Raw genomic sequence first — 20,894 nt, 5'->3', positions numbered from 1 at the left:
GTAACTCTATTGCGCAGAAGAGTCTATGATTCTTTTGTCGAGATTTCTCTGGTAATCGAGAGATTTTTTCAAGATCTCCGCAACCACCGGTGAGGCCACCACGCCGCCGGAATAGCCTTTGCCCAGGCTCCTGTCGGGCCTTCTTATACTCACCAGCACGATCAGTTCGGGTTTGCTTGCCGGAGCTCCGCCAACGAAAGAGGCAACATAGCTGCGCTCATCAAAACCGCCGCCGACAGCGATATTTGCTGTACCCGTTTTCCCGAAGACCTCGTAGCCTTCCAGGTCTGCCCTGTTTCCGCTGCCGTCGGTTACCACGCTCCTGAGAGCATCACGAACAATCCAGTTGGCGGTTTTTTCCGAGATTATCTGCGCGGGGTTGTCAAAATGGTTGAATTCATCGACTACCCCCTGGTTTATGTCAAATGTGGCGTGAACAACGTGCGGCAGTACCGGCCGCCCGCCGTTTGCCAGAATGCAGTACGCCCGGGCAATCTGGATCGCCGTAACTGATATCTCCTGCCCAAACGGGATTCGTGTCACACTGTAGCCGGTCCATTTGCCAACGACCTTGCCGTCCGCGGTTTTGATACCTTCTGCCGGCCAAAGCCTGCCGGCGCTCTCATCGGGCAGGTCAATGCCTGTAATCTGCCCGAAGCCGAAGAGCTTGAGCGATTCATACATCTTCTGCCGGCCGCATTTACGCTCCATCATCTGGCCCATCTTGGCCATGCCGATGTTACTGGAGTTAACCAGTATGGATTTTGGTGTCATATTGCCGTAGCGTTTGTTGTTGTACTCGCCGATTCTCCCGAAGCCTTTTCCGCTGTAACTGCCGTTTTCACAGTATATTACAGTGTTAGGGGTGACAACGCCGTTATCCATGCTGACAGCGGTGAATATCGGCTTGAAAATACTTCCCGGCTCATACGGATCGGTAATCGCGCGGTTTTTCATATCGGTATTGTTGGCGTTTGTTATATCGAGCGGGTCATAATCCGGATAGCTCACTATACCCCTGACAGCTCCTGTGGCAGGCTCCATCACAACCGCCACGCCCGACTCGGCTTTGTATTCTTTCACACGCCTTATCAGAGCGTCGCGGGCAAATTTCTGTATCGTCATATCGACAGTGAGTATGAGGTTGGAACCCATCTCCGGCGGCTGCTGCTCAACGGTAAACAGCGGCTTGCGGGTTGTATCGACGATAAACGTCTCGCTGCCGTCAACGCCCTCGAGAGTGTCGTAATACCACTTTTCCAGACCGTAGCTGTTTTTCTTCTCATACGCAAGAAAACCGACTGTATGACAGAAAAGCCTTGAAGCGGGATACTCGCGTTTCCAGCGTGACTCCATCGCCACGCCGTAAAGCGTTCGCGGCGGCAGTTCAAGCTCACCTCTTCCGGGAATCCTGATAGAGCCCGGAGAAGACTGCATCTCACGAAACTGGTTGACCTGTTCGGTGGTGATGCCTCTTTTGAACAGAACATGCCGGCGGCCCTCTTCCCAGCTGCTCGCTTCGGTAATCAACATGCATATCTCGTGGGCCGGCACATCGAATATGTAAGACAGCGCCAGTGCCGCGTCCTTGTAGTGAATCTTAGGATCACGGAAGAGCTTTTCAGGAGTAGGGTTAAGCAGGGATTCGGTGTCGAGAAAGATATCGTACTCGAGCTTGCTGCGGGCTACGCAGTGTCCCTGAGCGTCGGCTATAACGCCCCTCTGCGCCGGCAGGGTTACGACAGCCCTCTGTGTCTGCTGTGCCTGCCGGGTATAGTAATCGTGGTTTTTTACCTGGACATACCAGCAACGCACACCCAGACCGACAAAGCCGGCGAAGAGAAAAACAAAAACTGCTATGGCGAACTTATTAAGCCTCATGCCAGAATTTTAACAACCGCCGGATAAAAATCCACAGTCAATGACAAAAAAGTTCGCAACATTTCAGGTATGAACAGTATTCAGGGGTCATGGTGAAATAGTTGTTGTTTGAGCATCTTTCAAATCTCGTTCAGCCAGACCGAACAAATTCGAAATTTCTTCACGGCTGCTTTCATGTTTAACAAGCCAGTTATTATTTAACCAGTTTTCTAAGCTCACTGTCATCTCCTATAATAAAAATTTTAGGACTTTTTAATACGGTAGTTAAAAAATGATGTTTTTCAGAGATTTTTCTAATAAACTCCTCTAATGAGTAAACTGATGGATTTATTTCTCGAGCAAGTTCAGCTTGAACATCCATCAATAAATCAACAACTTCTGAAAAAGTGACTGAACCGGCAACCATCAAATCAATGTCACTTTGAGAGCTTACTTTGCCGCTGGCCAGACTTCCATAGATAAAAGCTATATTGATTTTTTCAGCTTTAAAAGCTAAGGCTTTTCGAATAACATCAACCACTCCAGAGGTCTTGAGAATCATTCCTGAAAGTTCTTCAAAAATTGGACACTCGGTGTTTGCATTATAAAAAACTTGACGTCCCATAGTTTTCTTGTTTAATATTCCAACATCACTAAGTTGCTTCAGTTCTCTTTGAATCGCACCATTTCCCATGCCGGTGATCTTTACTACCTGGCGAAAATAATAAGATTCGTCAGGGTGGGTGAAAAATAATGCCAAGACTGCTTGTCTGGTCTTACCAAAAAGCCTCGATATCACGTTATTGTTACTTACTGTACTCATATTGGGTTTAATTTTACCTAATAAAGGTTCAATTGCAATTGTTTTTTTGGCCAGTCAAAATTTTTTGTTTCAGTTATTTTGACTCGAATAAACTGTTCATGCGTAGTTTTGGAGTGTTGGTAATGTTTGCGTTTGCTTCTCTTTTGCTCATTGCTGAAATCCCTAAAGAAATAATGTGTTTTATTAGACGATAATAACAAAACATGGTAAATGGAATCAGATCTTTTGTGATGAGTTTTGTGACAAACCCCCGCTGTAGCTATCAAAAACCCAGTAGCCGAGGTGGGACTCGAACCCACACGTCCATTACGGACAAGGGATTTTAAATCCCCAGCGTCTGCCAATTCCGCCACTCAGCCGTGTAAAGCGAAATTATAATAACCCTTAGATTCTTTTCAAATATAAATTTAAGCCAAATCAATATTGTGTGACATTTTTTTACGGCGGTGTGCTTGCTGTTGAGATTATGAGTAGAGAATCCTGCTCATGAATTTTCTTAAAAACTCCTCAGTTTGCGGCTGTACTCTTGCAGGGTATTTTACATCTATACACATTTGACTAAACGGCCCGTTTGATGTATATTGACATTAAATCGTTTTATGTAATTTTTCGGAGCTAAAAATGAAGATCACACGTCGCGATTTTGTTCGTATCTCAGCCGCGGGGCTTGCCGCTTCTGCAATACCGCAGGCAATGGGCCTGTCATCCAGAAACACAACAGCCGGAAAACCAAATATTCTGCTCATACTCGCTGATGACATGGGATATTCGGATTCTCAATGCTATGGCGGAGAGATAAAAACCCCAAATCTGGCGAAACTCGCAGAAAACGGGCTTCGCTTCACACAGCTCTACTCGACCGGCAGGTGCTGGCCGTCGCGGGCGTGTATTCTCAGCGGCTACTACGCGCAGCAAATCCGCCGGGACAAGATCAAAGACAGGATAGAGATGGGAGATCGGCCCGGTTGGGCGAAACTGCTGCCGGAGATGCTCAAACCCGCCGGCTACAAATCCTACCACAGCGGCAAATGGCACATTGACGGAACACCGATCGAAGCCGGTTTTGACCGCTCCTGGGGCAGGCACCAGCACGGATGCGACTGGGACCGCTTCTTCGACTCAAAAACCTGGCAGGAAGACGGCATCAAATCGCCGGTAAAGCCCGGAGAGCCCTACTACTCTACGACCGCCATAGCCGACCACACCATCGCGTGCCTGAAACTGCACCAACAGAACACGCCGGATACTCCATTCTTCCAGTTCACAGCGTTTTATTCGCCTCACTGGCCCCTACACGCACTCCAGGAGGACATAGACGCCTACCGCGGCGAGTATTCCCGGGGCTGGGACCTGATCCGGCAGCAACGTTGGCAGCGCATGAAAAAGATGGGGATTGTCGATTGCGCCCTTTCAAAACGTGAAGACGAGATTGCGCCGAGCTGGAACCTAAAACCGGATGAACTCACCGAATATCTCGGCGAGGGTGAAGAAGGGCACGCGGTTGCGTGGGATAAGCTCAGCGAGGAGCAGAAAAAATTCCAGGCCGAGAAAATGGAGATCCACGCCGCGATGATAACGCGGATGGATGCAGAAATCGGCCGTATTATCGCACAGCTCAAGGAGATGGGAGAATACGAAAACACCCTTATAATCTTCGTCAGCGACAACGGTGCCAGCGCTGAGCTGTATATGCGGGGCGATGGGCACGACAAGAACGCCCCCAAAGGCTCCGCCGCAACGTTCATGTGCCTGGGGCCGGGCTGGTCAACCGCCGCAAACACTCCTTTCAGGCTGCACAAATACTGGAACCACGAAGGCGGCATATCCTCACCTTGCATCGTCCACTGGCCGCGGGGGATAAAAGACAAGGGCCGGCTGCGCCATAACCCGGGGCATTTCATAGACTTTGTCCCAACGGCACTCGATGCCGCCGGAGTTGAACTTCAGGAAAATGCTCCGGCCAGGCCGGGAATGAGCCTGCTGCCGGCATTCGCCAAAGACAACACAGTAAAACACGAATATCTATGGTGGGCGCATGAGGGAAACCGGGCGATCAGAAAAGGCGACTGGAAACTCACTGCCGGATACGGTACCGGCGGCCCCGAACAGAAATGGCAGCTTTACAACATCAAAAAGGACCGCTGCGAAATGAATGACCTTGCCGCCAAATACCCCGAAAAGGTTCAGCAGCTGAAAAAACTGTGGGAAGAGACGGTTAAGCAGTTCGAAAATGACCTTGCAGATTCCGGTTAGCCCTGATATCCCGTCAACCCTGCGTTGCTAAAGGGCTTATCAGCTTAAATGAAGTTACAGCAGTTAATGATTGTGGTTCATGGGAAGTTGAATTTTAAGGCACGGATTCCAGATACTGGCGCAAGTCACCGGGGCGGATATTGTTACCGTCAGCAATCTGACGCATTGTCTGTCCGGAATCGGCTTCTATACCGTTTTGCCGGAGAAATTCAACCGCGGCATTGACATCAACCCCCAGCTCGCGGCAGGCCTGTGAGAGTGTTTTCTGGCCGAAGCCGCTGCCCGAACCGGAAGAACTGCCCGAGCCGGAGGAACTGCCCGAACCCCGTCTGCCGCCTTGCTGAGCCTGCGGCGTTTCACCGGATGCAATTCCGAACAGCTCCTGAGGCGTATAACCTGTTTTTTCCGCGATAGCTCCGAGTATGTCGCCTGCATCAGCTTCGATTCCCCACGCGGCGAGATTTTCTATGACCGTCTCGACGGCGGTTTCCTGCTGTTCGGCGATCCTTTCGATGCTGAACATCTCGGCATGGGGCACCGGCGGGCGTTCTGTCTGCCGATTTGACCAGCCGGCCTTGATGTCTTCATTCAGTCTTTGCAGCGAGCTGAACGGGGTAAAAGGCATGATAGAGCCCCAGCACACGATGATACATACTATCAGAGCCGCGATCCACTCCAGGCGCAATCTGCGGGCGGCGTTGATCTTGCCGACAAAATAAGAGACCATCGGTTTGAAGTTCAGCCAGGTATGCACTACACAGGCGATAAGAAATACCGTGCTGATATCCGTATGCAGCGCGGCCCATTCGTGCTTGTCCAGACCCCATACAGCCCAGCCCGTCCAGTTTGCCACCCGTCCGGTGGGAGTGATAAATAAAATCACCCCGGAAACCGCAGAACCTATAAACAAAAAGAACGTCAAAACTGACACAAAAGCACGAAAGCGAAATGACTGCCTGTTAGCCATTTTTATCTCCTCTAATAAATTGTTTTTTGATTATGGGCAAATGCGGATAATCATATTATCTCACGGTAATTTCTGTCGGGCAGCGGTTCAAACTCAGTCGTCGGCAACGCTTGATACCAGTAAGCCACGGAGGAGATATCATCCTGCAGCGGCAGGTATCTGCCCCCGCTGCGCCAGCCTATCGCCTGCATTGTCGCCCTGATACGGGATTTAAAAAATATCGGATCGTGCACATGGAAGCGGTACATTGCCATCCTTGCTCCCGGATCGCCGGATTTGCCGCGAACCTGCCCAAAGCCCATGAATGGCGCGGAGTAGTCCTCTGCTCCGTCTCCGGGGTCAAAGCACCACGCGCCGCCAAAATAATCCTCTGTTCCGGTTCCGCAGATTGTCGGATACTGGGAGTCATCATCGAGAAACATCTTGATTTCACCCTCGCCCCACCAGCCGGCGTTGTTCTGCTGCCAGCTCATAAAGGTTCCGACATAATGCCCTCTGCCGCTGACTTCCGGCAGAATCACATAATCGCTCTTGTATTCAAGGGGATTGGTCCTTCTCCAGAGCGCGTGAAAGTAGAGGCTGTCATCTTCTACCGGCTCGATTGTGTAGTTTATCGTGTAAAACAGATGCTCAAGTTCATTTGGAGAATCATTCTCAACGGTAATCCGGGCGTGTTTTTTGAACGGCATGGGGAAGAATATGTTCATGCCGCCGCTGGGGTTAACATTTATCGGCACGGCGTTTATATTCTGCCGCTCATTCCAGCCGCAGCAGAACAGATCGCCAACCGGCGCCTCAACAGAGGGGTTTTCCTGACTGTCCCAGTAAATCCGGATAATAACGTCCCTGTAGAACTTCTTATCGAGAGTAATCCATATATGCCTGATTATGCCGGGGCCGTCGGTATTCATCAGCTCGAGAATTTCTCCCGCTTTGACCGGCCTCGAGGGGCTGCACTTCCAGCCCTTTCCAAGCTCTTTGAAACAGTTTACTGCCGCGGGCTGAAGGGTGGTACTTTTATCAGCCATGCCTCCGCCGCCCTTGCGGCCGTCGGGGTTTTCTGCGGAGATGGAGCGTGACCGGGCTTCATGAAAGCGGTAAATATCTGAGAGTCCATTTAACATTTATAAACCTCTTTTTTTGATTAACGCAAATCAACATGAACAAACTGGTTATAAACTATAAACAGACGCATTGCAAATGAAAACTTTATGATTCCAGTACCAATATGTGATATTTATTTGTGGTTTAATTACCGGCTCTACTAAACCTTTCAACAGCAGTGTTTGTGTGTCTGTGTTTTTAAAGACAGATGATTTTCACGGTCTTTTGTATAAAGGCATATTTAAGCTGCCGGTAGAGCCGCATTGCATGCGGCTCTCAATTATTCCCGGCGCAGTATCGGATTGAACGCGGTTTTTAAATCCATTCGCCACATAAAGTTGAGAGACGCAAGCATTGCGTCTCTACGAAATTTTGCCGCACACGTCATTTGTCACAGGTAGAGCCGCATTGCATGCGGCTCTTTGACCTTACTCTCGGTTTTTAAGTCTGTTCACAGCATGAAGTTGAGAGACGCAAACATTGCGTCTCTACCTGTTCTTATGCCGCCACACTCCAAAGAGCTAAAGTTTCAGCCGCTGTTATTTATTTGTTGAGCATATCGCCCGGGCCCGCCCACAGGGTGAGGCTGTCATGGTATTTCCAGCCCTGGGAATCAATATGGGTATCTATCAGGGGCATACCGGCTTTTATCATGGAAGTCGATGTCTCCCAGTCCTTTATGCCAGAAACCGCATCGAGCACACATACGTTCTGATAACCCAGGCAGACCGCGTATTTGAGTGACTGCTCGATAGTCAGCCCTTTGAGGTAACCGCTTAGCAGGCCTGCGATAGAGGAATCGCCCGAGCCGGTGGCAGAGCCGAATTTTTCTACTGTGTATGCCGGCGACCAGAGCTCACGGTCTGCCCAGTTGTCAGCGTCGGCAGGTTTGGCGGCGCCAAGGCCGGCGAATTTGTCCTTTGATGCGGTCTTTATGTAAAAGCCTCTGTGGCCGCTCTTGAGCGTTGTCATTTTGGCTCCCATAGCCAGTATCTCATCGGCTATCGCGGCATATTGTTCGGGGCTGATAAAGTCTATCAGCTCGGCGTTGTTGTGCTGCTTCTTCATCTCGAGGAATTTCTCGGGATAAAGCATGTAAAATGTTTCCTCTATTGAAGGTACGTGAATATCTACATAGGGCAGAATGTTTTCGAGAATCTTACGCCACGGGGCTTTGCCGGAAGCCGATGCGGGGTCGGGCAGGGTCATGTCACAGGAGGTTGTAGCACCGCATTCCTTGGCGATACGGAAAATCTTTGCAAGCTCCTTGCCCTCGTTTGTGTACATCTTTTCCATCAGCGGGGGATAGCCCAGATGAAAGTGCCTGCTCTGTTTTATCAAATCTGTGTTGAGATCGTCAGCGCAGAAAATATCGTTTGTGCCGGGGTTATGCAGAAATATCCGGTCGATCCCGGGAGGAGCCACAACGATTGTATATGAGCTGGCTTTGCCTTCGAGAACCTTTATGCCGTCAGCGTTGCCGCTGTGGCTGAGCATGTCCAGGGCGATTTTGCCGAACTGGTCATCGCCGACACACGAGCAGAAACATACGTTCATACCCAGCTTTTTCATATTAAGGCCGGTGTTGGATACCGGGCCGCCAGTGCTTATCTTGGCGTTCTCAACGTTGACCAGCTTGCCCGGCCGCAGTATTTCCGAGATGTCACGTATTCCCGTATCAGGGAAAAGGGGTATTATATCCAGGCATAGGTGGCCGGCTATCATTACGTCATATTGCTTGTTCATCTTATTTCCTTTCATTATGGATTATCAACGGCAAATAAAAAGATATTCTACCGGCACAGAAATATTTGAAAAGCGGCAATTGCCCATTTACAAAATTCCGAGCAGATAATTTTCAAAAAAGGACCAAAAGTGAACTCAATAGAAAGTTGCCGCTAACCGGCATTATGTGGCCGTCAGTCCAGCTCAACTGCCCATATATTTCTGAATTTTACAGGGTTAGAATGGTCTTGCAGAGAGATCGGCCCCGCGGTTTTCTGCTCAAAATCGGGGTTGATGGTTGACCTTGGTATCTCTACATCGTCGTGAATAAGTATGCCGTTGTGCAGGACAGTGATCCTGGGCTTTTTGGTGATTTTGCCGTCTTTGTCCGTTTCGGGTGCGATAAAGGTAATATCATAAGTCTGCCAGCGCTGCGGCGGCAGAGATGCGTTTACCATCGGCGGTTTTATGCTGTAAATCGAGCCGCAGTCGCCATTGCTGGGGATAAGCCCGAATGAATCGAGAATCTGCACCTCATACGAGCCTTTGTTGAAGAAAACGCCGCTGTTTGCCCGTTTCTGGCCGGCATTATGCGGCTCAAGGGGCAGATTGAACTCGAGATGAAGTTTAACGCTGGAGAATTCTTTAAGAGTTGTATTTGTTCCTTTGCCCGGCTTGACCTGCACACTGCCATCGTCAAGCAGTGTCCAGTCCTTGTTTGTCCATTTTTCGAGGCTGCTTTTTTTGCCCGGCTGATACGGCAGGAGTACAATTGCATCTTTGGGGGGCTGCAGGCCGAGAGTAGGAGATTCTCTTTCTATTTTTTCCAACTCTCCATTGATGCTGTAATAATTGGCAGTAAGTTTCATTTTGCCCTTTACTATGCTTCCTGTCCAGTTTCTGCCGGCAGAAGTACCCATAATATACAAATTACCGCCGAAGACCGCTGAAGTAAGCTCGATGCCTCCCGGAACAAGTGAATTGTCCAGCGAGAAAATAGTTATATCGTACCGTGAACCTTCGCGGGCAACAACGCAGGCCTTTACCGGGCTATCGCAGATTTGACCCTCATATTCACCGATAAACGGGTCATCAGCAAACGCAATTCCGGTAAGAAACACAGATAAGACCAATACCAAAAAACATTTATCTTTCATAAGAACTTCTCCTTAATTTATAAGTTTTCTGCATTTATTATTTTTCCAGCTCAAGCCGGACATATTCGTCGGTCAAATGATAAGATGCCGCGGTAAGCCGCGGCGTCATGCTCAGCTTCTTTTGTATCAAGCTGTTGTACTGCTTTAGTCTCAATTGTATAGATTAATTGCCGCATATCAATGATGATTTGAATGTTTTTAAAATCGCTTTCTTAAATCCGGCATATGCGTATAATGCTAATTACAATGGATAATGCTGATAACATAACACTCTCAACCGAAACGCATGAATATTTCATGCTGGAGGCGATCAAGGCGGCTCAGATTGCCCTTGAGGCGGGCGATGTGCCTATCGGAGCGGTTATCGTCAAGAACGGCCGGATAATCGCCCGCGGCTGGAACCAGCGTGAACAGCTGCAGGATCCGACCGCTCATGCCGAGATGATCGCCCTTACACAGGCCTCCGAGCACGTGGGCAGCTGGCGGCTTTACGGCTGCACGATGTATGTAACCCTTGAGCCGTGCACGATGTGCGCCGGCGCTTTGATCCTCTCGCGGATTGACAGGGTGGTTTTTGCCTGCCCCGACCCCAAGACCGGCGCCGCCGGCAGCCTGTACAACATCTTTGAAGAACCGCGGCATAATCACCGGGTAGAAGTAGAGTCCGGCGTACTCGAAGAGCCATGCTCGATGATGCTCAGCGATTTTTTCAGAAACCGGCGAAAACAGATCGCAGAGGAGAAAAACAGCGTCTAAATAAAGGAGTTTTAAATGCAGGATACAGAAAACAGCCCGAACGATCCGCCGCGGCACAGCTTTATTGACTACTTTCTCTATCCGTTCAGCACTGCCGGCGCAATACAGTATCTGGTTATCGTACTGGTGCTGACAGGATTAAATTTCTTAGCCCGTTTTCTGGCGTGGATACCCTTTATCGGTTTTGCTTTTATGATAGTTGGTGTTGTTGTAACCTACTGGCTGATATGGTATTGGGAGATCTGTGCTGTGGATTCATCGAATGGCGGCGTGCGGGCTCCGGATACTAACGATCAGCTTATGGGTATGGATTTTGAGATATGGTCGGTTGTTTCGAGGTACATGTATTTCGTTTTCTACCTGGTAGTCTGGTTTGTGCCGGCAATCGGCTGGTTTATCTACAACAAACATCAGGCGGATTTATTGACATACGCACTGGTCGGCGCGGGCTGCTTCTTCTTGCCGATGACGCTGATGCGGTATTACATCTACGAAGACGTTACAATCATAAACCCGCTGGCGGTTCTCTGGGACATTATCAAAACCCTGCCGGGATATCTGGTGGTGTTTGCGTTCTTTGCGGGCGCTTTCTGGGCGGTAATATGGTTTGTGCTTGCCATTGACCGGGGTTCACTGGCGGCAATGGTAACGTTATACCCCGCAATAATTTACATATCAATTGTGCTTTCGCACGTCATGGGAAGGCATTGTTACAGCTACCGGAAAAGGCTCAACTGGTAAAGCCGCCGCTTAGATATCCAGTACCTCCAGCTCGGGGCTTTTGTCTGCGTCCCGCGTCAGTACCCGGCAGCCGGTTTCTGTAACGAGAATGTCATCTTCTATTCGTATGCCGAACTGTCCGGGAAGATAGATCCCCGGCTCTACGGTCAGTACCTGTCCTGCTTCGAGTTTCTGCTTGCAGAGCCTTGTTATTGCGGGGAACTCGTGCACGTCCAGCCCCAGCCCGTGGCCTGTGCCGTGACCGTACTGGGGAAATCCGGCAGTTTTGATCTGCTCGCGTGCGGCGGAATCGGGAACCTCCATGCTCAAACCGGCTTCAATCGCGGCTATGCCGGCGGCCTGCGCGGACTTAACGGCTTCATAAGCCTTTCTATATTCAGTGCTTACCCGTCCTACCGCATAGCATCTTGTCATGTCGCTGCAATATCCGTTAAAAACAGCGCCGAAGTCTATAAGTATGACATCGTTTTTCCGCAGTTTTGTCTGCCCGGGGAAATGGTGCGGGCGTGAGCCGTTGGCGCCGAAGGCAACGATGGTATCAAAAGACGCAGAAGAGACCAGAATCCGCATCTCAAACTCTATCCGTCCGGCAAGCTCACTTTCCGCCATGCCGACCCTTATTGTTTTAAGTGCATTAGAAACCGCCTTAACGGCTATCTCAGAGGCCTTCACGATACTCTCAACCTCCGGCTCGGACTTAATCATCCGCAGTTTTTCGATAACTCCGCTCACCGGCCGGATACGCACTTTGGTTTTCTTTTTCAGCCCGTTGCAGGCCTTTAATGGTATATCTTCTTCAACCGCCAGCGATTCAACGCTGCGGCAGCGGGCAAGAATCTTCGCTATTTCATCAATTATGGAGCCCTTTCGGCATATTATCGAACAGGCCGGGCACTCACCCTGCGCCTGTTCGGTATATCTGCTGTCCGTTACCAGATACACCCTGGGCCCGGCGACCAAAGCCCAGCTGTCATGCCCGCTGAAACCGGTAAAATAGCGGACATTTGACGCGGCTGTCAGCAGCATAGCGTCATAGCCCTTCGCCGAAACAGCCTTTGCCAGGCTGCGGCAGCGGTCTTTGAGGATCTTGTCGAATTTGTCTATAACCATAGTCATGTAATCACCTTAGATAATAAATTCAGCTGTTTCATGCGTTAGCGGACAAACGCCTGCGGCAGGACAACTTGTGTCTTGTTCTTATTTGTATCTTCAATGGCAGGCTCTGACAGCCCCACTGCAGACCGGACTTTATTATTAAACCGTATAAAAAATAAATATCCAGCCGGAATTTTATTCTATATTATTTAGTCGGTGCCGCAAAATAACGATTTTATGCCGTTTATGCTTGCAAAATACTGCATAGATATAAGATATATACCTTAAAACAAATATTATCTGAACTATAAACGAGGAATATATGCTTAAGAAAATAAATCCCGCAAAGACAAAAGCCTGGCAGAAACTGCAAGAGCATTACGCCCTTTTCAGTGATGCTAATTCCGACCGTGTCGAGATGAGGGAGCTTTTCCGGAACGATCCGGAGAGATTTGTCAAATTCTCGTCTAAATTCGAGGATATGATCGTTGATTATTCGAAAAACATCATAACCGATGAAACCCTCGAGCTGCTTTTCGAGCTTGCCGAGGAATGCGGGCTCAAAGACGGTATCGAGGCGATGTTTACCGGCGAAAAGATCAACGAAACCGAAAACCGTGCCGTTCTGCATACAGCCCTGCGGAACCGCTCCAACAAGCCGGTTATGGTTGACGGCGAGGACGTAATGCCCAAAATCAACGCAGTGCTTGAGCAGATGAAAGACTTCTCCAACAGGCTCAGCAGCGGCGACTGGAGAGGCTGCACGGGCAAAGCGATTACCGATATTGTAAACATCGGCATCGGCGGCTCAGACCTTGGCCCGTTTATGGTCACCGAAGCCCTGAAGCCTTACTGGGGCAATATCACGCCTCATTTTGTCTCCAATGTTGACGGCACGCACATAAGCGAGGTTCTCAAAAAGGTTTGCCCCGAGACGACGCTGTTTATAATCGCCTCCAAGACCTTCACCACCCAGGAAACCATGACAAACGCCTTTACCGCCCGCGGCTGGTTTCTGAAAAACACCGACGGCGAGTCAGATGTCAGCAAGCATTTTGTCGCCGTATCCACCAACAGGGAAGAGGTCGAAAAGTTCGGCATAGACCCGGAAAACATGTTCGTGTTCTGGGATTGGGTCGGCGGCCGCTACTCGCTATGGTCGGCAATCGGACTTTCGATCGTATGCACCATCGGATACGATAACTTTATAGAGCTGCTCGAAGGCGCTCACGCGATGGACATGCATTTCCGCGAAACCTCCCTGAGCGAAAACATACCGGCAATACTGGCATTTATCGGCATCTGGTACAACAACTTCTTTGGCGCAGAAACCGAAGCTATCCTGCCTTATGATCAGTATATGCACCGTTTCGCGGCGTATTTCCAGCAGGGCAACATGGAGAGCAACGGCAAACAGGTTGACCGCAGCGGCAGCCGTGTTGACTACCAGACCGGCCCGATAGTATGGGGTGAGCCCGGCACAAACGGCCAGCACGCTTTCTATCAGCTTATACACCAGGGCACAAAACCTATACCGTGCGATTTTATCGCCCCGGCGCAGACACACAACCCCGTAAGCGACCACCATCAGAAACTTCTGGCAAACTTCTTCGCCCAGACAGAGGCACTGATGATGGGCAAAACCGAAGAACAGGTACGCCGCGAGCTGACTGATGCCGGCAAAACAGAAGAGCAGATAAAAACGCTGCTGCCTTTTAAGGTATTCCCCGGGAACAAACCCACAAATTCGATACTGGTAAAAAAGATAACACCCCGCACGCTTGGTTCGCTTATCGCGATGTATGAACATAAAATATTTACCCAGGGCGTGATATGGAACATCTTCAGTTTCGATCAGTGGGGAGTTGAGCTGGGCAAGCAGCTGGCGGGCAATATCCTGCCGGAATTGACACAGGACAATGAAATAGACACACACGACTGTTCGACCAACGGACTGATAAACACTTATAAGCAAATGCGGAATAAGTAGAACAAAAAACCGCTCTTTTGAGTATAATTACACAGGTGTTGCAGTCTGTCTTCATTTACTGTAGCGATAAAACTTACAATATTATTGCGGCTTTATCCGCCGCGAACACATAACAAGGAAACAAAATGCCCGAAATTGCACCTTTAGACATGAACAAAATCAGCCGGCTTATAGATTTAGCTATCGAAGAAGACTACGGCCAGGGCGACCCAACTTCGGAGTTGACCGTAGAACCCGGCGTTAAGTCTCACACACGACTTGTGGCGCGTGAGCCGCTTGTTGTTTGCGGCATGGATGTGGTTCGCGAAGTGCTCAAACGCTACGATGAGAGTCTCGAGCTGATTGTTGTATCGCAGGATGCGGCAAGCATCTCCAGAGGTGATGTCATCGCCGAGATATACGGGCCGCTGCGTCAGATGCTCAGTGCTGAGCGGGTGGCGCTGAATTTCTTACAGCGTCTCAGCGGCGTTGCGACAAAAACCGCTCAATACGTTAAAGAGGTGCAGGGGACAAAAGCGAAAATCCTTGATACGCGAAAAACAACTCCCGGCTGGCGTGAACTCGAAAAATACGCCGTCCGGTGCGGCGGCGGCATGAACCACAGGTACAACCTTGGTGATGGTGTCATGCTAAAGGACAACCACTTCGCCCACATGGGAGCAAAACACAAAGATGAGCTCGAGGAGTTCGCCAAAAAAGCGCACCAGCACGGCGGCCTGAAATTTGTATGCATAGAGGTTGACGATATCGAAACCCAGCTGCCGATCGTGCTAAGCGCCGCGGGAGTGGATATAATCCTGCTGGACAACATGACCTGCCCGCAGCTTAGGCAGGCGGTAAAAATGAGAGACGAAAACCCCGGCCATAAACCACTGCTCGAAGCCAGCGGCGGGATTACCCTTGCAACACTCAGAGATGTGGCAGAAACCGGTGTTGACCGCATCTCAATCGGTGCGGTTACACACAGTGCGGTATCGATTGATATCGGGCTTGACAAGTAGGGCCGGCGGAAAATTATAATATTTTTTATCTGAATAACTTGAAAGAAAACGATAAAATTAAAAGAACCCCGTTCAAAAAAGCCCTGCTGGCGGTGCGTATTACTGTTGCGCTTGCCGTTTTGGTTTTGATAGTCTTATCCCTTTACGGTTTTTTCTTCGAGCCGCACTGGGTCAGGCTTAAAGATATCACCGTGGCAACAAACCCCGGCATCAAAATCATCCATATAACAGATATTCACTACAAAGGCGACAGGGGATATCTGGAGAGTGTGGTAGAAACCATCAACTCCATCCAGGCAGATTATGTCTGTTTTACCGGAGACCTTGTCGAAGAGCAGGAGTATCTTGAGGAAGTTACTGAAATTCTCGGTGAGGTGAAACTCCCGCTGATAGCGATCATGGGCAACCACGACCACTGGACGGGAATGAAAGTCGGCTCATTCAAGAAATATTTTGAGGCTCACGGCCAGTATTTCCTCGAAGAGGAGACTCTGCTGCTTGGCGATGTCGCATTCCACGGCGTAGAAGAAGACTCGCCCGAGCCGTCACTTGTAAAAGATAAGCTGAATATTCTGCTCTGCCATTATCCGGCGTATGCCGACAGCCTGAAAAACCGTTTTGACCTGATTCTCGCCGGCCACACGCACGGCGGACAGCTGCGAATCCCATTCAGCGGGGCAATATCTCTGCCCTGGGGGACGGCCGGCTATGATATGGGGCTTTTCGAGACGCCCGGCGGACCGATGTATGTAAATCCCGGCATAGGAACTTTCTGGATAAACTTTAGATTTCTTTGCCGGCCTGAGATTACTGTAATAGAGATATAAAAATGAGCGACAACAGACACTTTCACCGGACTTTTTCCCTGCTTATTGTTTTAACTGCGATGTTTTTAAACGGCTGCTGCTATCAGCAGGTCAGCTGTGATACGCCGCCGGCAAATGAGAGTATATACTTCGTACAGATTACTGATACGCATCTGGGTGTTGATGACCCCGGAGACCTGGAAGACCACTACGGGGCAACCGAGATGATTATAGGCGATGTCAAGGAGCTGCCGGTAGATGTGGATTTTGTCGCGGTAACAGGCGATATCATGCACGAAAAGACAGGCGATGCGGATGCCGAAGAAAAAACGCTCGCCATGTTTGCCAAACTTGAGCCGCCGGTGCATTTTCTTCCCGGCAATCACGATATCCTCTACGGCCCGGATTCGGAAGAGCTTCTGGACAAATACGAATCAGCGTTCGGCAGGGCGGATTACGGCTTTGAAAACGGCGGCGTATGGTTTATTATGTTCAACAGTGAGCTGCTGGCAGAGGGCACAGCCGAGGTGATAGACAAACAGATTGGTGTATTGAAACGCCTGATCAGAGCCTCAAAAGGCAAAAGAACGGTTATATTTATCCATTCATCGCCGGCAGCCGACCTGTACGGCGGAAAATTCCATTACGGCTGGCCAAAGGAGGCCGCAGAAAAGTTCACCGCCGCGATAAATTCACCTCAAGCCAACGTTATCGCGGTTATTGGCGGCCATTTCCACCGCGAGGAAAAACACTACTTTGGAGATGTCCCCGTGTATCTGACCGGAGCGGTCGCGAATTTCTGGGGAAGGCAAAGCGTTTTCAAACTCTTCCACATTGACCCGAAGGGCAGAATTACCTACCGCCTGAGATATCTGGGCAGGGGAAATTGATTAAGCAACTGCGCCGTCTCTGCCTTTCAAGCTCCGGCAGGTAAGCAAAATCACTTCAGCTCGCAGTCAGCACCTGTAATCTGCGTGCTCTGGGCGGTGTACTGATGGATTTCTATTTTCAGACCGTTTGGATCCTCAAGCCAGCATTGCCAGCTGTTGTCGGCTCCGAGCATTTTTTCGGTAACGTCTATGTCCTCAGTTTTGAGTCTGCTGATAACCGCGTCTATCTCGTCTGTCTCAAGGCAGATGTGCTGAAATACAGAGGACTCTTTGGGCTTTGATGCCATTTCCGGGCTTTGACTGAAAAACTCAATATATGAGTTTTCACCAACCGCGATATAAAAACCGCATTCTTCGTTATCCCGCATAAATGAAAAATGTTTCTTTAGACCGAGTACGCTGCAGTAGAAGTTCTCCGTTGCCGCCAGGTCCGCCGTTGTGATGCAGATATGAGCCAGATTTTTAATCACTTTTTTTCCTTTGCCTGTATTTGACTGTTTCTTTTTCGCCGAGAAATTTCGGTTTTGTGTTAATAAGTATATCCATCACCGCTTTTGTCCTTGCCAGGATTTCCCTTAGACGCTGCTTTTTGCCGGCGGTGCCTGGCACATCATCAGCGCAAAAGCCGATAGCCTTATATCCTTTCTGCGATGCCAGATACAAAGCCCGCTGACAGTGAAACCTCTGGGATACAATAATATAATCATCCAGACCGAATATCTCAGAAGCGCGGACTATCGAATCGAGTGTTCGAAATCCGGCGTAATCGGCGGTTATAAACTCCGCGGGTATTCCCCGTTCTATCAGGTCGTTTTTCATGCTTGTCGGCTCATCGTAGTGTTTTTCGGAGTTATCACCGGAAACCACTATCGCGTCAATCTTGCCCGCGTTCCATAATTGCGCCGCCGCGTTTAGCCGGTATTCATAAAACAGATTCGGCCTTCCCTGAAAGGTTTTTACTGTTCCCAGCACGAGGGCTGCGCGTTTTGGCGGTACATTCTGTGCAGAGGTGTAAAGGCGGTTGTCGGAGAATGAGCCGACATACATATCCAGCAGCAGTACGCTCAGCACCGCGGCGGCGGCTATCAAAATCAGGACAGCCATCTCAACCAGAATAAGGCGTTTGAAATTTTGCGGCTTTTCACTGCTCAATCTTTACAATCTGCTTGTTTTTCAGTTGGCGATTATATTAACCAGCCGTCCCTTAACGACAATGACCTTCCTGACCTGTTTGCCGGCGATGACAGACTGAATCTTCTCGCTGGCAAGGGCGGCCTGTTCGAGTCCTTTTTCGTCAAGGTCTGCCGGGACATTTATGCGGTCTTTGATTTTGCCCAGTACCTGAACGGCGATTTCAATAGAGCTCTCTTTTGTCAGTTCTTCATCGTACTGCGGCCACGGTTCATGAGAGAGGCTTTGGGTATTGCCAAGTTTGTTCCAGAGCTCCTCTGCTATGTGCGGCGCGAAAGGTGCCAGCAGAAGGACAAATTTTTCGATAGCGGTTTTGGGTTTGACCTCAAGTTTGCTCACGCCGTTGATAAATATCATCATCTGGCTGATCGCCGTATTGAAGCTGAACTCCTCTATATCGCCGGTAACCTTTTTTATTGTCTGGTGCAGCAGCCGGGTTGTGTCTTTGTCCGCGGCGGTTTCTCTGATATCCGCGGAGAGCTCTCCGTTTCCATCAATGATCATCTTCCATGCCTTTGTAAGGAACCTGTGCACACCCTCGACGCCGTTCATGTTCCAGGGCTTGCTCGCCTCGAGAGGGCCCATGAACATTTCATAAAGACGCATCGAGTCGGCGCCGTAGTCGTGTATGACATCGTCGGGATTTACAACATTGCCGCGTGATTTGCTCATCTTCTGGCCGTCCTCGCCGAGTATCATTCCCTGGTTGATCAGCTTCTGATACGGCTCGGGCGTGTCAACATAGCCCAGGTCAAACAGCAGTTTGTGCCAGAACCTCGAGTACAGCAGATGCAGCACGGCATGTTCTGCGCCGCCGATGTAGAGGTCAATCGGCAGCCAGTATTTCTGTTTTTCCGGGTCAAACGGTGCATCCGGATTCTGCGGATCCATGTAACGCAGGTAGTACCAGCAGCTTCCCGCCCACTGGGGCATGGTGTTGGTCTCGCGTTTTGCCTTGCGGCCGTCCGGCAGTGTAACCTCCAGCCAGTCGCCGGCGTTTGCCAGAGGCGGCTCACCCGTGCCGCTGGGTTTGTATTGGCTTACCTCGGGCAGCATCAGCGGCAGCTCGCTCTCATCAAGGGCGATTACCTCGCCGTCCTCGGCATGTAGTATCGGGAACGGCTCGCCCCAGTAACGCTGGCGGCTGAAAAGCCAGTCCCGGAGTTTGAAATTTATCGCCTCTTTGCCCAGCTTGTTCTTCTCGAGCCAGGCGGTTATTTTTTTCTTGAAATCCGCGGTTGAAAGTCCTGTAAATTCTCCGGAGTTTATCGCCCTGCCTTCGCCGCTGAAACACAGCTCGCCGGCGGCAACCTTCGCCGCGTCTTCTTTGTTATCCGGCTGGACAACCTGAATTATCGGCAGTTTGAATTTTGTCGCGAACTCAAAATCCCGCTCATCATGCGCCGGCACAGCCATAATCGCGCCCGTGCCGTAACTTATCAGCACATAATCGCTTATCCAGATCGGGATTTTCTCGCCGTTTACCGGATTGACGGCGTATGCGCCGGTGAACTGGCCGCTTTTGTCCTTGGCCAGGTCGGTGCGGTCAAGGTCGCTTTTCATTGCCGCCGCCTCACGGTACGCGGCTACCGGCTCTCTGAATTCATCGGTTGTAATCACATCAACCAGCTCATGCTCAGGGGCCATGACCATATAGGTCGCTCCGAAGAGTGTATCCGGTCGCGTGGTAAAGACTGTTACAGAACGGTCAAAACGGTCGATTTTAAATTCAACCTCCGCGCCGACGCTCTTGCCGATCCAGTCGGTCTGGAGTTTTTTAATAGAGTATGACCAGTCGAGCCCTTCGAGTCCGTCGAGCAGCCGCTGGGCAAATTTTGTAATTCGCAGCATCCACTGCCGCATGGGTTTGCGGATAACCGGATGGCCGCCGCGTTCGCTGACACCGTTGACTACCTCTTCGTTGGCAAGAACCGTTCCCAGCTCGGGGCACCAGTTGACAGGCGCGTATGATTCGTAGGCGAGCCTGTGATTATCGATATATTCGCGTTTTTCTATTTTGCTGAGTCCTTCGGGTATTTCAAGCTCCTCGATAGGACGCGCCTTCTGGAGTTTATCGTCAAAGAAGCTGTTGAAAAACTTCAGGAATATCCACTGTGTCCAGTGATAGTAGTTTGGATCGGTGGTGTTGACTTCACGGTCCCAGTCATAGCTGAAGCCCAGGCTCTTGATCTGGCGGCGCATATTGTCGATGTTTTTCCCCGTGGTATCGGCGGGGTGTGTGCCGGTCTGTATGGCGTATTGTTCTGCCGGCAGGCCGAACGCGTCCCAGCCCATCGGGTGCAGGACGTTGAAACCCCTCATGCGTTTGTAGCGGGAGACAATGTCGCTGGCGGTATAGCCCTCCGGGTGGCCGACGTGCAGACCCTGGCCGCTGGGGTAGGGGAACATGTCAAGAACATAGTATTTGGGCTTGTCTTTGTCGAGGCTGACCTTGAAGGTCTTGTTCTCGTCCCAGTATTTCTGCCATTTTGTTTCGATTTTCGTGTGGTTGTAGTAACCTTTTTTGTTCATTGC

General features: G+C 50.1%; 17 protein-coding genes and 1 tRNA gene. 7 read left to right on the top strand and 11 right to left on the bottom strand.

Annotation, left to right across the window (positions count from 1 at the left end; translation table 11 throughout):
- Window positions 1-6 precede the first annotated feature (6 nt).
- From SMSP2_RS09440 to SMSP2_RS09430, 3 genes are all read right to left on the bottom strand, one after another.
- On the bottom strand, window positions 7-1,881 hold the full coding sequence (locus SMSP2_RS09440) for a peptidoglycan D,D-transpeptidase FtsI family protein (protein WP_146683708.1): 1,875 nt from the start codon (window positions 1,879-1,881) through the stop codon (window positions 7-9).
- Between the two features lie 193 nt (window positions 1,882-2,074).
- A complete protein-coding gene (locus SMSP2_RS09435) occupies window positions 2,075-2,683 on the bottom strand; it encodes a nucleotidyltransferase domain-containing protein (RefSeq protein WP_146683707.1) in 609 nt (202 codons plus the stop codon).
- Window positions 2,684-2,957: 274 nt separating this feature from the next.
- Window positions 2,958-3,042, bottom strand: a tRNA-Leu gene (locus SMSP2_RS09430).
- 262 nt (window positions 3,043-3,304) lie between these two features.
- On the opposite strand from SMSP2_RS09430, the gene SMSP2_RS09425 reads away from it, so the two are divergent.
- Complete coding sequence (locus SMSP2_RS09425; RefSeq protein ID WP_146683706.1) at window positions 3,305-4,936, top strand: arylsulfatase; 1,632 nt, start codon at window positions 3,305-3,307, stop codon at window positions 4,934-4,936.
- A 94-nt stretch (window positions 4,937-5,030) separates the two neighbouring features.
- Here the strand turns inward: SMSP2_RS09425 and SMSP2_RS09420 are convergent, their stop codons facing one another.
- From SMSP2_RS09420 to SMSP2_RS09405, 4 genes are all read right to left on the bottom strand, one after another.
- Window positions 5,031-5,903 (bottom strand): DUF4405 domain-containing protein, encoded by an 873-nt coding sequence (locus SMSP2_RS09420; RefSeq protein WP_146683705.1) that lies wholly within the window; start codon window positions 5,901-5,903, stop codon window positions 5,031-5,033.
- A gap of 50 nt (window positions 5,904-5,953) precedes the next feature.
- Window positions 5,954-7,027 carry a glycoside hydrolase family 172 protein gene (locus tag SMSP2_RS09415; protein WP_146683704.1) on the bottom strand — a complete coding sequence of 358 codons (1,074 nt, stop codon included), beginning with the start codon at window positions 7,025-7,027 and terminating at the stop codon, window positions 5,954-5,956.
- A 523-nt stretch (window positions 7,028-7,550) separates the two neighbouring features.
- A complete protein-coding gene (locus tag SMSP2_RS09410) occupies window positions 7,551-8,753 on the bottom strand; it encodes a carbohydrate kinase family protein (protein WP_186804664.1) in 1,203 nt (400 codons plus the stop codon).
- Window positions 8,754-8,926: 173 nt separating this feature from the next.
- Entirely contained in the window at window positions 8,927-9,889 is a 963-nt protein-coding gene (locus SMSP2_RS09405) for a 3-keto-disaccharide hydrolase (protein ID WP_146683702.1), read from the bottom strand.
- A gap of 246 nt (window positions 9,890-10,135) precedes the next feature.
- Between SMSP2_RS09405 and tadA the strand changes: the two genes are divergently transcribed.
- Window positions 10,136-10,645 (top strand): tRNA adenosine(34) deaminase TadA, encoded by a 510-nt coding sequence (gene tadA, locus SMSP2_RS09400; RefSeq protein ID WP_146683701.1) that lies wholly within the window; start codon window positions 10,136-10,138, stop codon window positions 10,643-10,645.
- Between the two features lie 15 nt (window positions 10,646-10,660).
- On the top strand, window positions 10,661-11,386 hold the full coding sequence (locus SMSP2_RS09395; RefSeq protein ID WP_146683700.1) for a hypothetical protein: 726 nt from the start codon (window positions 10,661-10,663) through the stop codon (window positions 11,384-11,386).
- Between the two features lie 9 nt (window positions 11,387-11,395).
- On the opposite strand, the gene SMSP2_RS09390 is transcribed toward SMSP2_RS09395, so the two are convergent.
- Window positions 11,396-12,502 (bottom strand): M24 family metallopeptidase, encoded by a 1,107-nt coding sequence (locus SMSP2_RS09390; protein ID WP_146683699.1) that lies wholly within the window; start codon window positions 12,500-12,502, stop codon window positions 11,396-11,398.
- Between the two features lie 301 nt (window positions 12,503-12,803).
- On the opposite strand from SMSP2_RS09390, the gene pgi reads away from it, so the two are divergent.
- The 4 genes from pgi to SMSP2_RS09370 all read left to right on the top strand — a co-directional run bounded on the left by pgi (window position 12,804) and on the right by SMSP2_RS09370 (window position 17,168).
- Window positions 12,804-14,471: a glucose-6-phosphate isomerase gene (gene pgi / locus SMSP2_RS09385; protein WP_146683698.1), complete on the top strand. Its 1,668-nt coding sequence runs from the start codon at window positions 12,804-12,806 to the stop codon at window positions 14,469-14,471.
- A gap of 125 nt (window positions 14,472-14,596) precedes the next feature.
- Window positions 14,597-15,472, top strand: coding sequence for a carboxylating nicotinate-nucleotide diphosphorylase (gene nadC, locus SMSP2_RS09380; RefSeq protein ID WP_146683697.1), 876 nt, complete (start codon window positions 14,597-14,599; stop codon window positions 15,470-15,472).
- A gap of 38 nt (window positions 15,473-15,510) precedes the next feature.
- Entirely contained in the window at window positions 15,511-16,299 is a 789-nt protein-coding gene (locus SMSP2_RS09375) for a metallophosphoesterase (protein WP_186804663.1), read from the top strand.
- Between the two features lie 2 nt (window positions 16,300-16,301).
- A complete protein-coding gene (locus SMSP2_RS09370; RefSeq protein ID WP_146683695.1) occupies window positions 16,302-17,168 on the top strand; it encodes a metallophosphoesterase family protein in 867 nt (288 codons plus the stop codon).
- Between the two features lie 50 nt (window positions 17,169-17,218).
- Here SMSP2_RS09370 and SMSP2_RS09365 read toward each other — a convergent pair whose 3' ends face one another.
- From SMSP2_RS09365 to leuS, 3 genes are read right to left on the bottom strand one after another with little or no spacing between them, the layout of a single operon-like run.
- Complete coding sequence (locus SMSP2_RS09365; RefSeq protein WP_186804662.1) at window positions 17,219-17,638, bottom strand: VOC family protein; 420 nt, start codon at window positions 17,636-17,638, stop codon at window positions 17,219-17,221.
- Window positions 17,631-18,320, bottom strand: a complete 690-nt coding sequence (locus tag SMSP2_RS09360) for a SanA/YdcF family protein (RefSeq protein ID WP_222566316.1) — start codon at window positions 18,318-18,320, stop codon at window positions 17,631-17,633. The genes SMSP2_RS09365 and SMSP2_RS09360 overlap by 8 nt, the downstream gene beginning before the upstream one ends.
- Window positions 18,321-18,341: 21 nt before the next feature.
- Window positions 18,342-20,891, bottom strand: coding sequence for a leucine--tRNA ligase (gene leuS / locus SMSP2_RS09355; RefSeq protein WP_146683693.1), 2,550 nt, complete (start codon window positions 20,889-20,891; stop codon window positions 18,342-18,344).
- Window positions 20,892-20,894 lie beyond the last annotated feature (3 nt).

This window comes from Limihaloglobus sulfuriphilus (genome assembly GCF_001999965.1).
In the GTDB taxonomy this organism is placed as follows: domain Bacteria; phylum Planctomycetota; class Phycisphaerae; order Sedimentisphaerales; family Sedimentisphaeraceae; genus Limihaloglobus; species Limihaloglobus sulfuriphilus.
This window is presented reverse-complemented; position numbering and strand designations above follow the sequence as displayed.

Bases quoted from the DNA above. Each gene is read 5' to 3' on its own strand.
- SMSP2_RS09440 (WP_146683708.1), bottom strand. From the start codon at position 1,881: ATGAGGCTTAATAAGTTCGCCATAGCAGTTTTTGTTTTTCTCTTCGCC.
- SMSP2_RS09435 (WP_146683707.1), bottom strand. From the start codon at position 2,683: ATGAGTACAGTAAGTAACAATAACGTGATATCGAGGCTTTTTGGTAAG.
- SMSP2_RS09425 (WP_146683706.1), top strand. From the start codon at position 3,305: ATGAAGATCACACGTCGCGATTTTGTTCGTATCTCAGCCGCGGGGCTT.
- SMSP2_RS09420 (WP_146683705.1), bottom strand. From the start codon at position 5,903: ATGGCTAACAGGCAGTCATTTCGCTTTCGTGCTTTTGTGTCAGTTTTG.
- SMSP2_RS09415 (WP_146683704.1), bottom strand. From the start codon at position 7,027: ATGTTAAATGGACTCTCAGATATTTACCGCTTTCATGAAGCCCGGTCA.
- SMSP2_RS09410 (WP_186804664.1), bottom strand. From the start codon at position 8,753: ATGAACAAGCAATATGACGTAATGATAGCCGGCCACCTATGCCTGGAT.
- SMSP2_RS09405 (WP_146683702.1), bottom strand. From the start codon at position 9,889: ATGAAAGATAAATGTTTTTTGGTATTGGTCTTATCTGTGTTTCTTACC.
- tadA (WP_146683701.1), top strand. From the start codon at position 10,136: ATGGATAATGCTGATAACATAACACTCTCAACCGAAACGCATGAATAT.
- SMSP2_RS09395 (WP_146683700.1), top strand. From the start codon at position 10,661: ATGCAGGATACAGAAAACAGCCCGAACGATCCGCCGCGGCACAGCTTT.
- SMSP2_RS09390 (WP_146683699.1), bottom strand. From the start codon at position 12,502: ATGACTATGGTTATAGACAAATTCGACAAGATCCTCAAAGACCGCTGC.
- pgi (WP_146683698.1), top strand. From the start codon at position 12,804: ATGCTTAAGAAAATAAATCCCGCAAAGACAAAAGCCTGGCAGAAACTG.
- nadC (WP_146683697.1), top strand. From the start codon at position 14,597: ATGCCCGAAATTGCACCTTTAGACATGAACAAAATCAGCCGGCTTATA.
- SMSP2_RS09370 (WP_146683695.1), top strand. From the start codon at position 16,302: ATGAGCGACAACAGACACTTTCACCGGACTTTTTCCCTGCTTATTGTT.
- leuS (WP_146683693.1), bottom strand. From the start codon at position 20,891: ATGAACAAAAAAGGTTACTACAACCACACGAAAATCGAAACAAAATGG.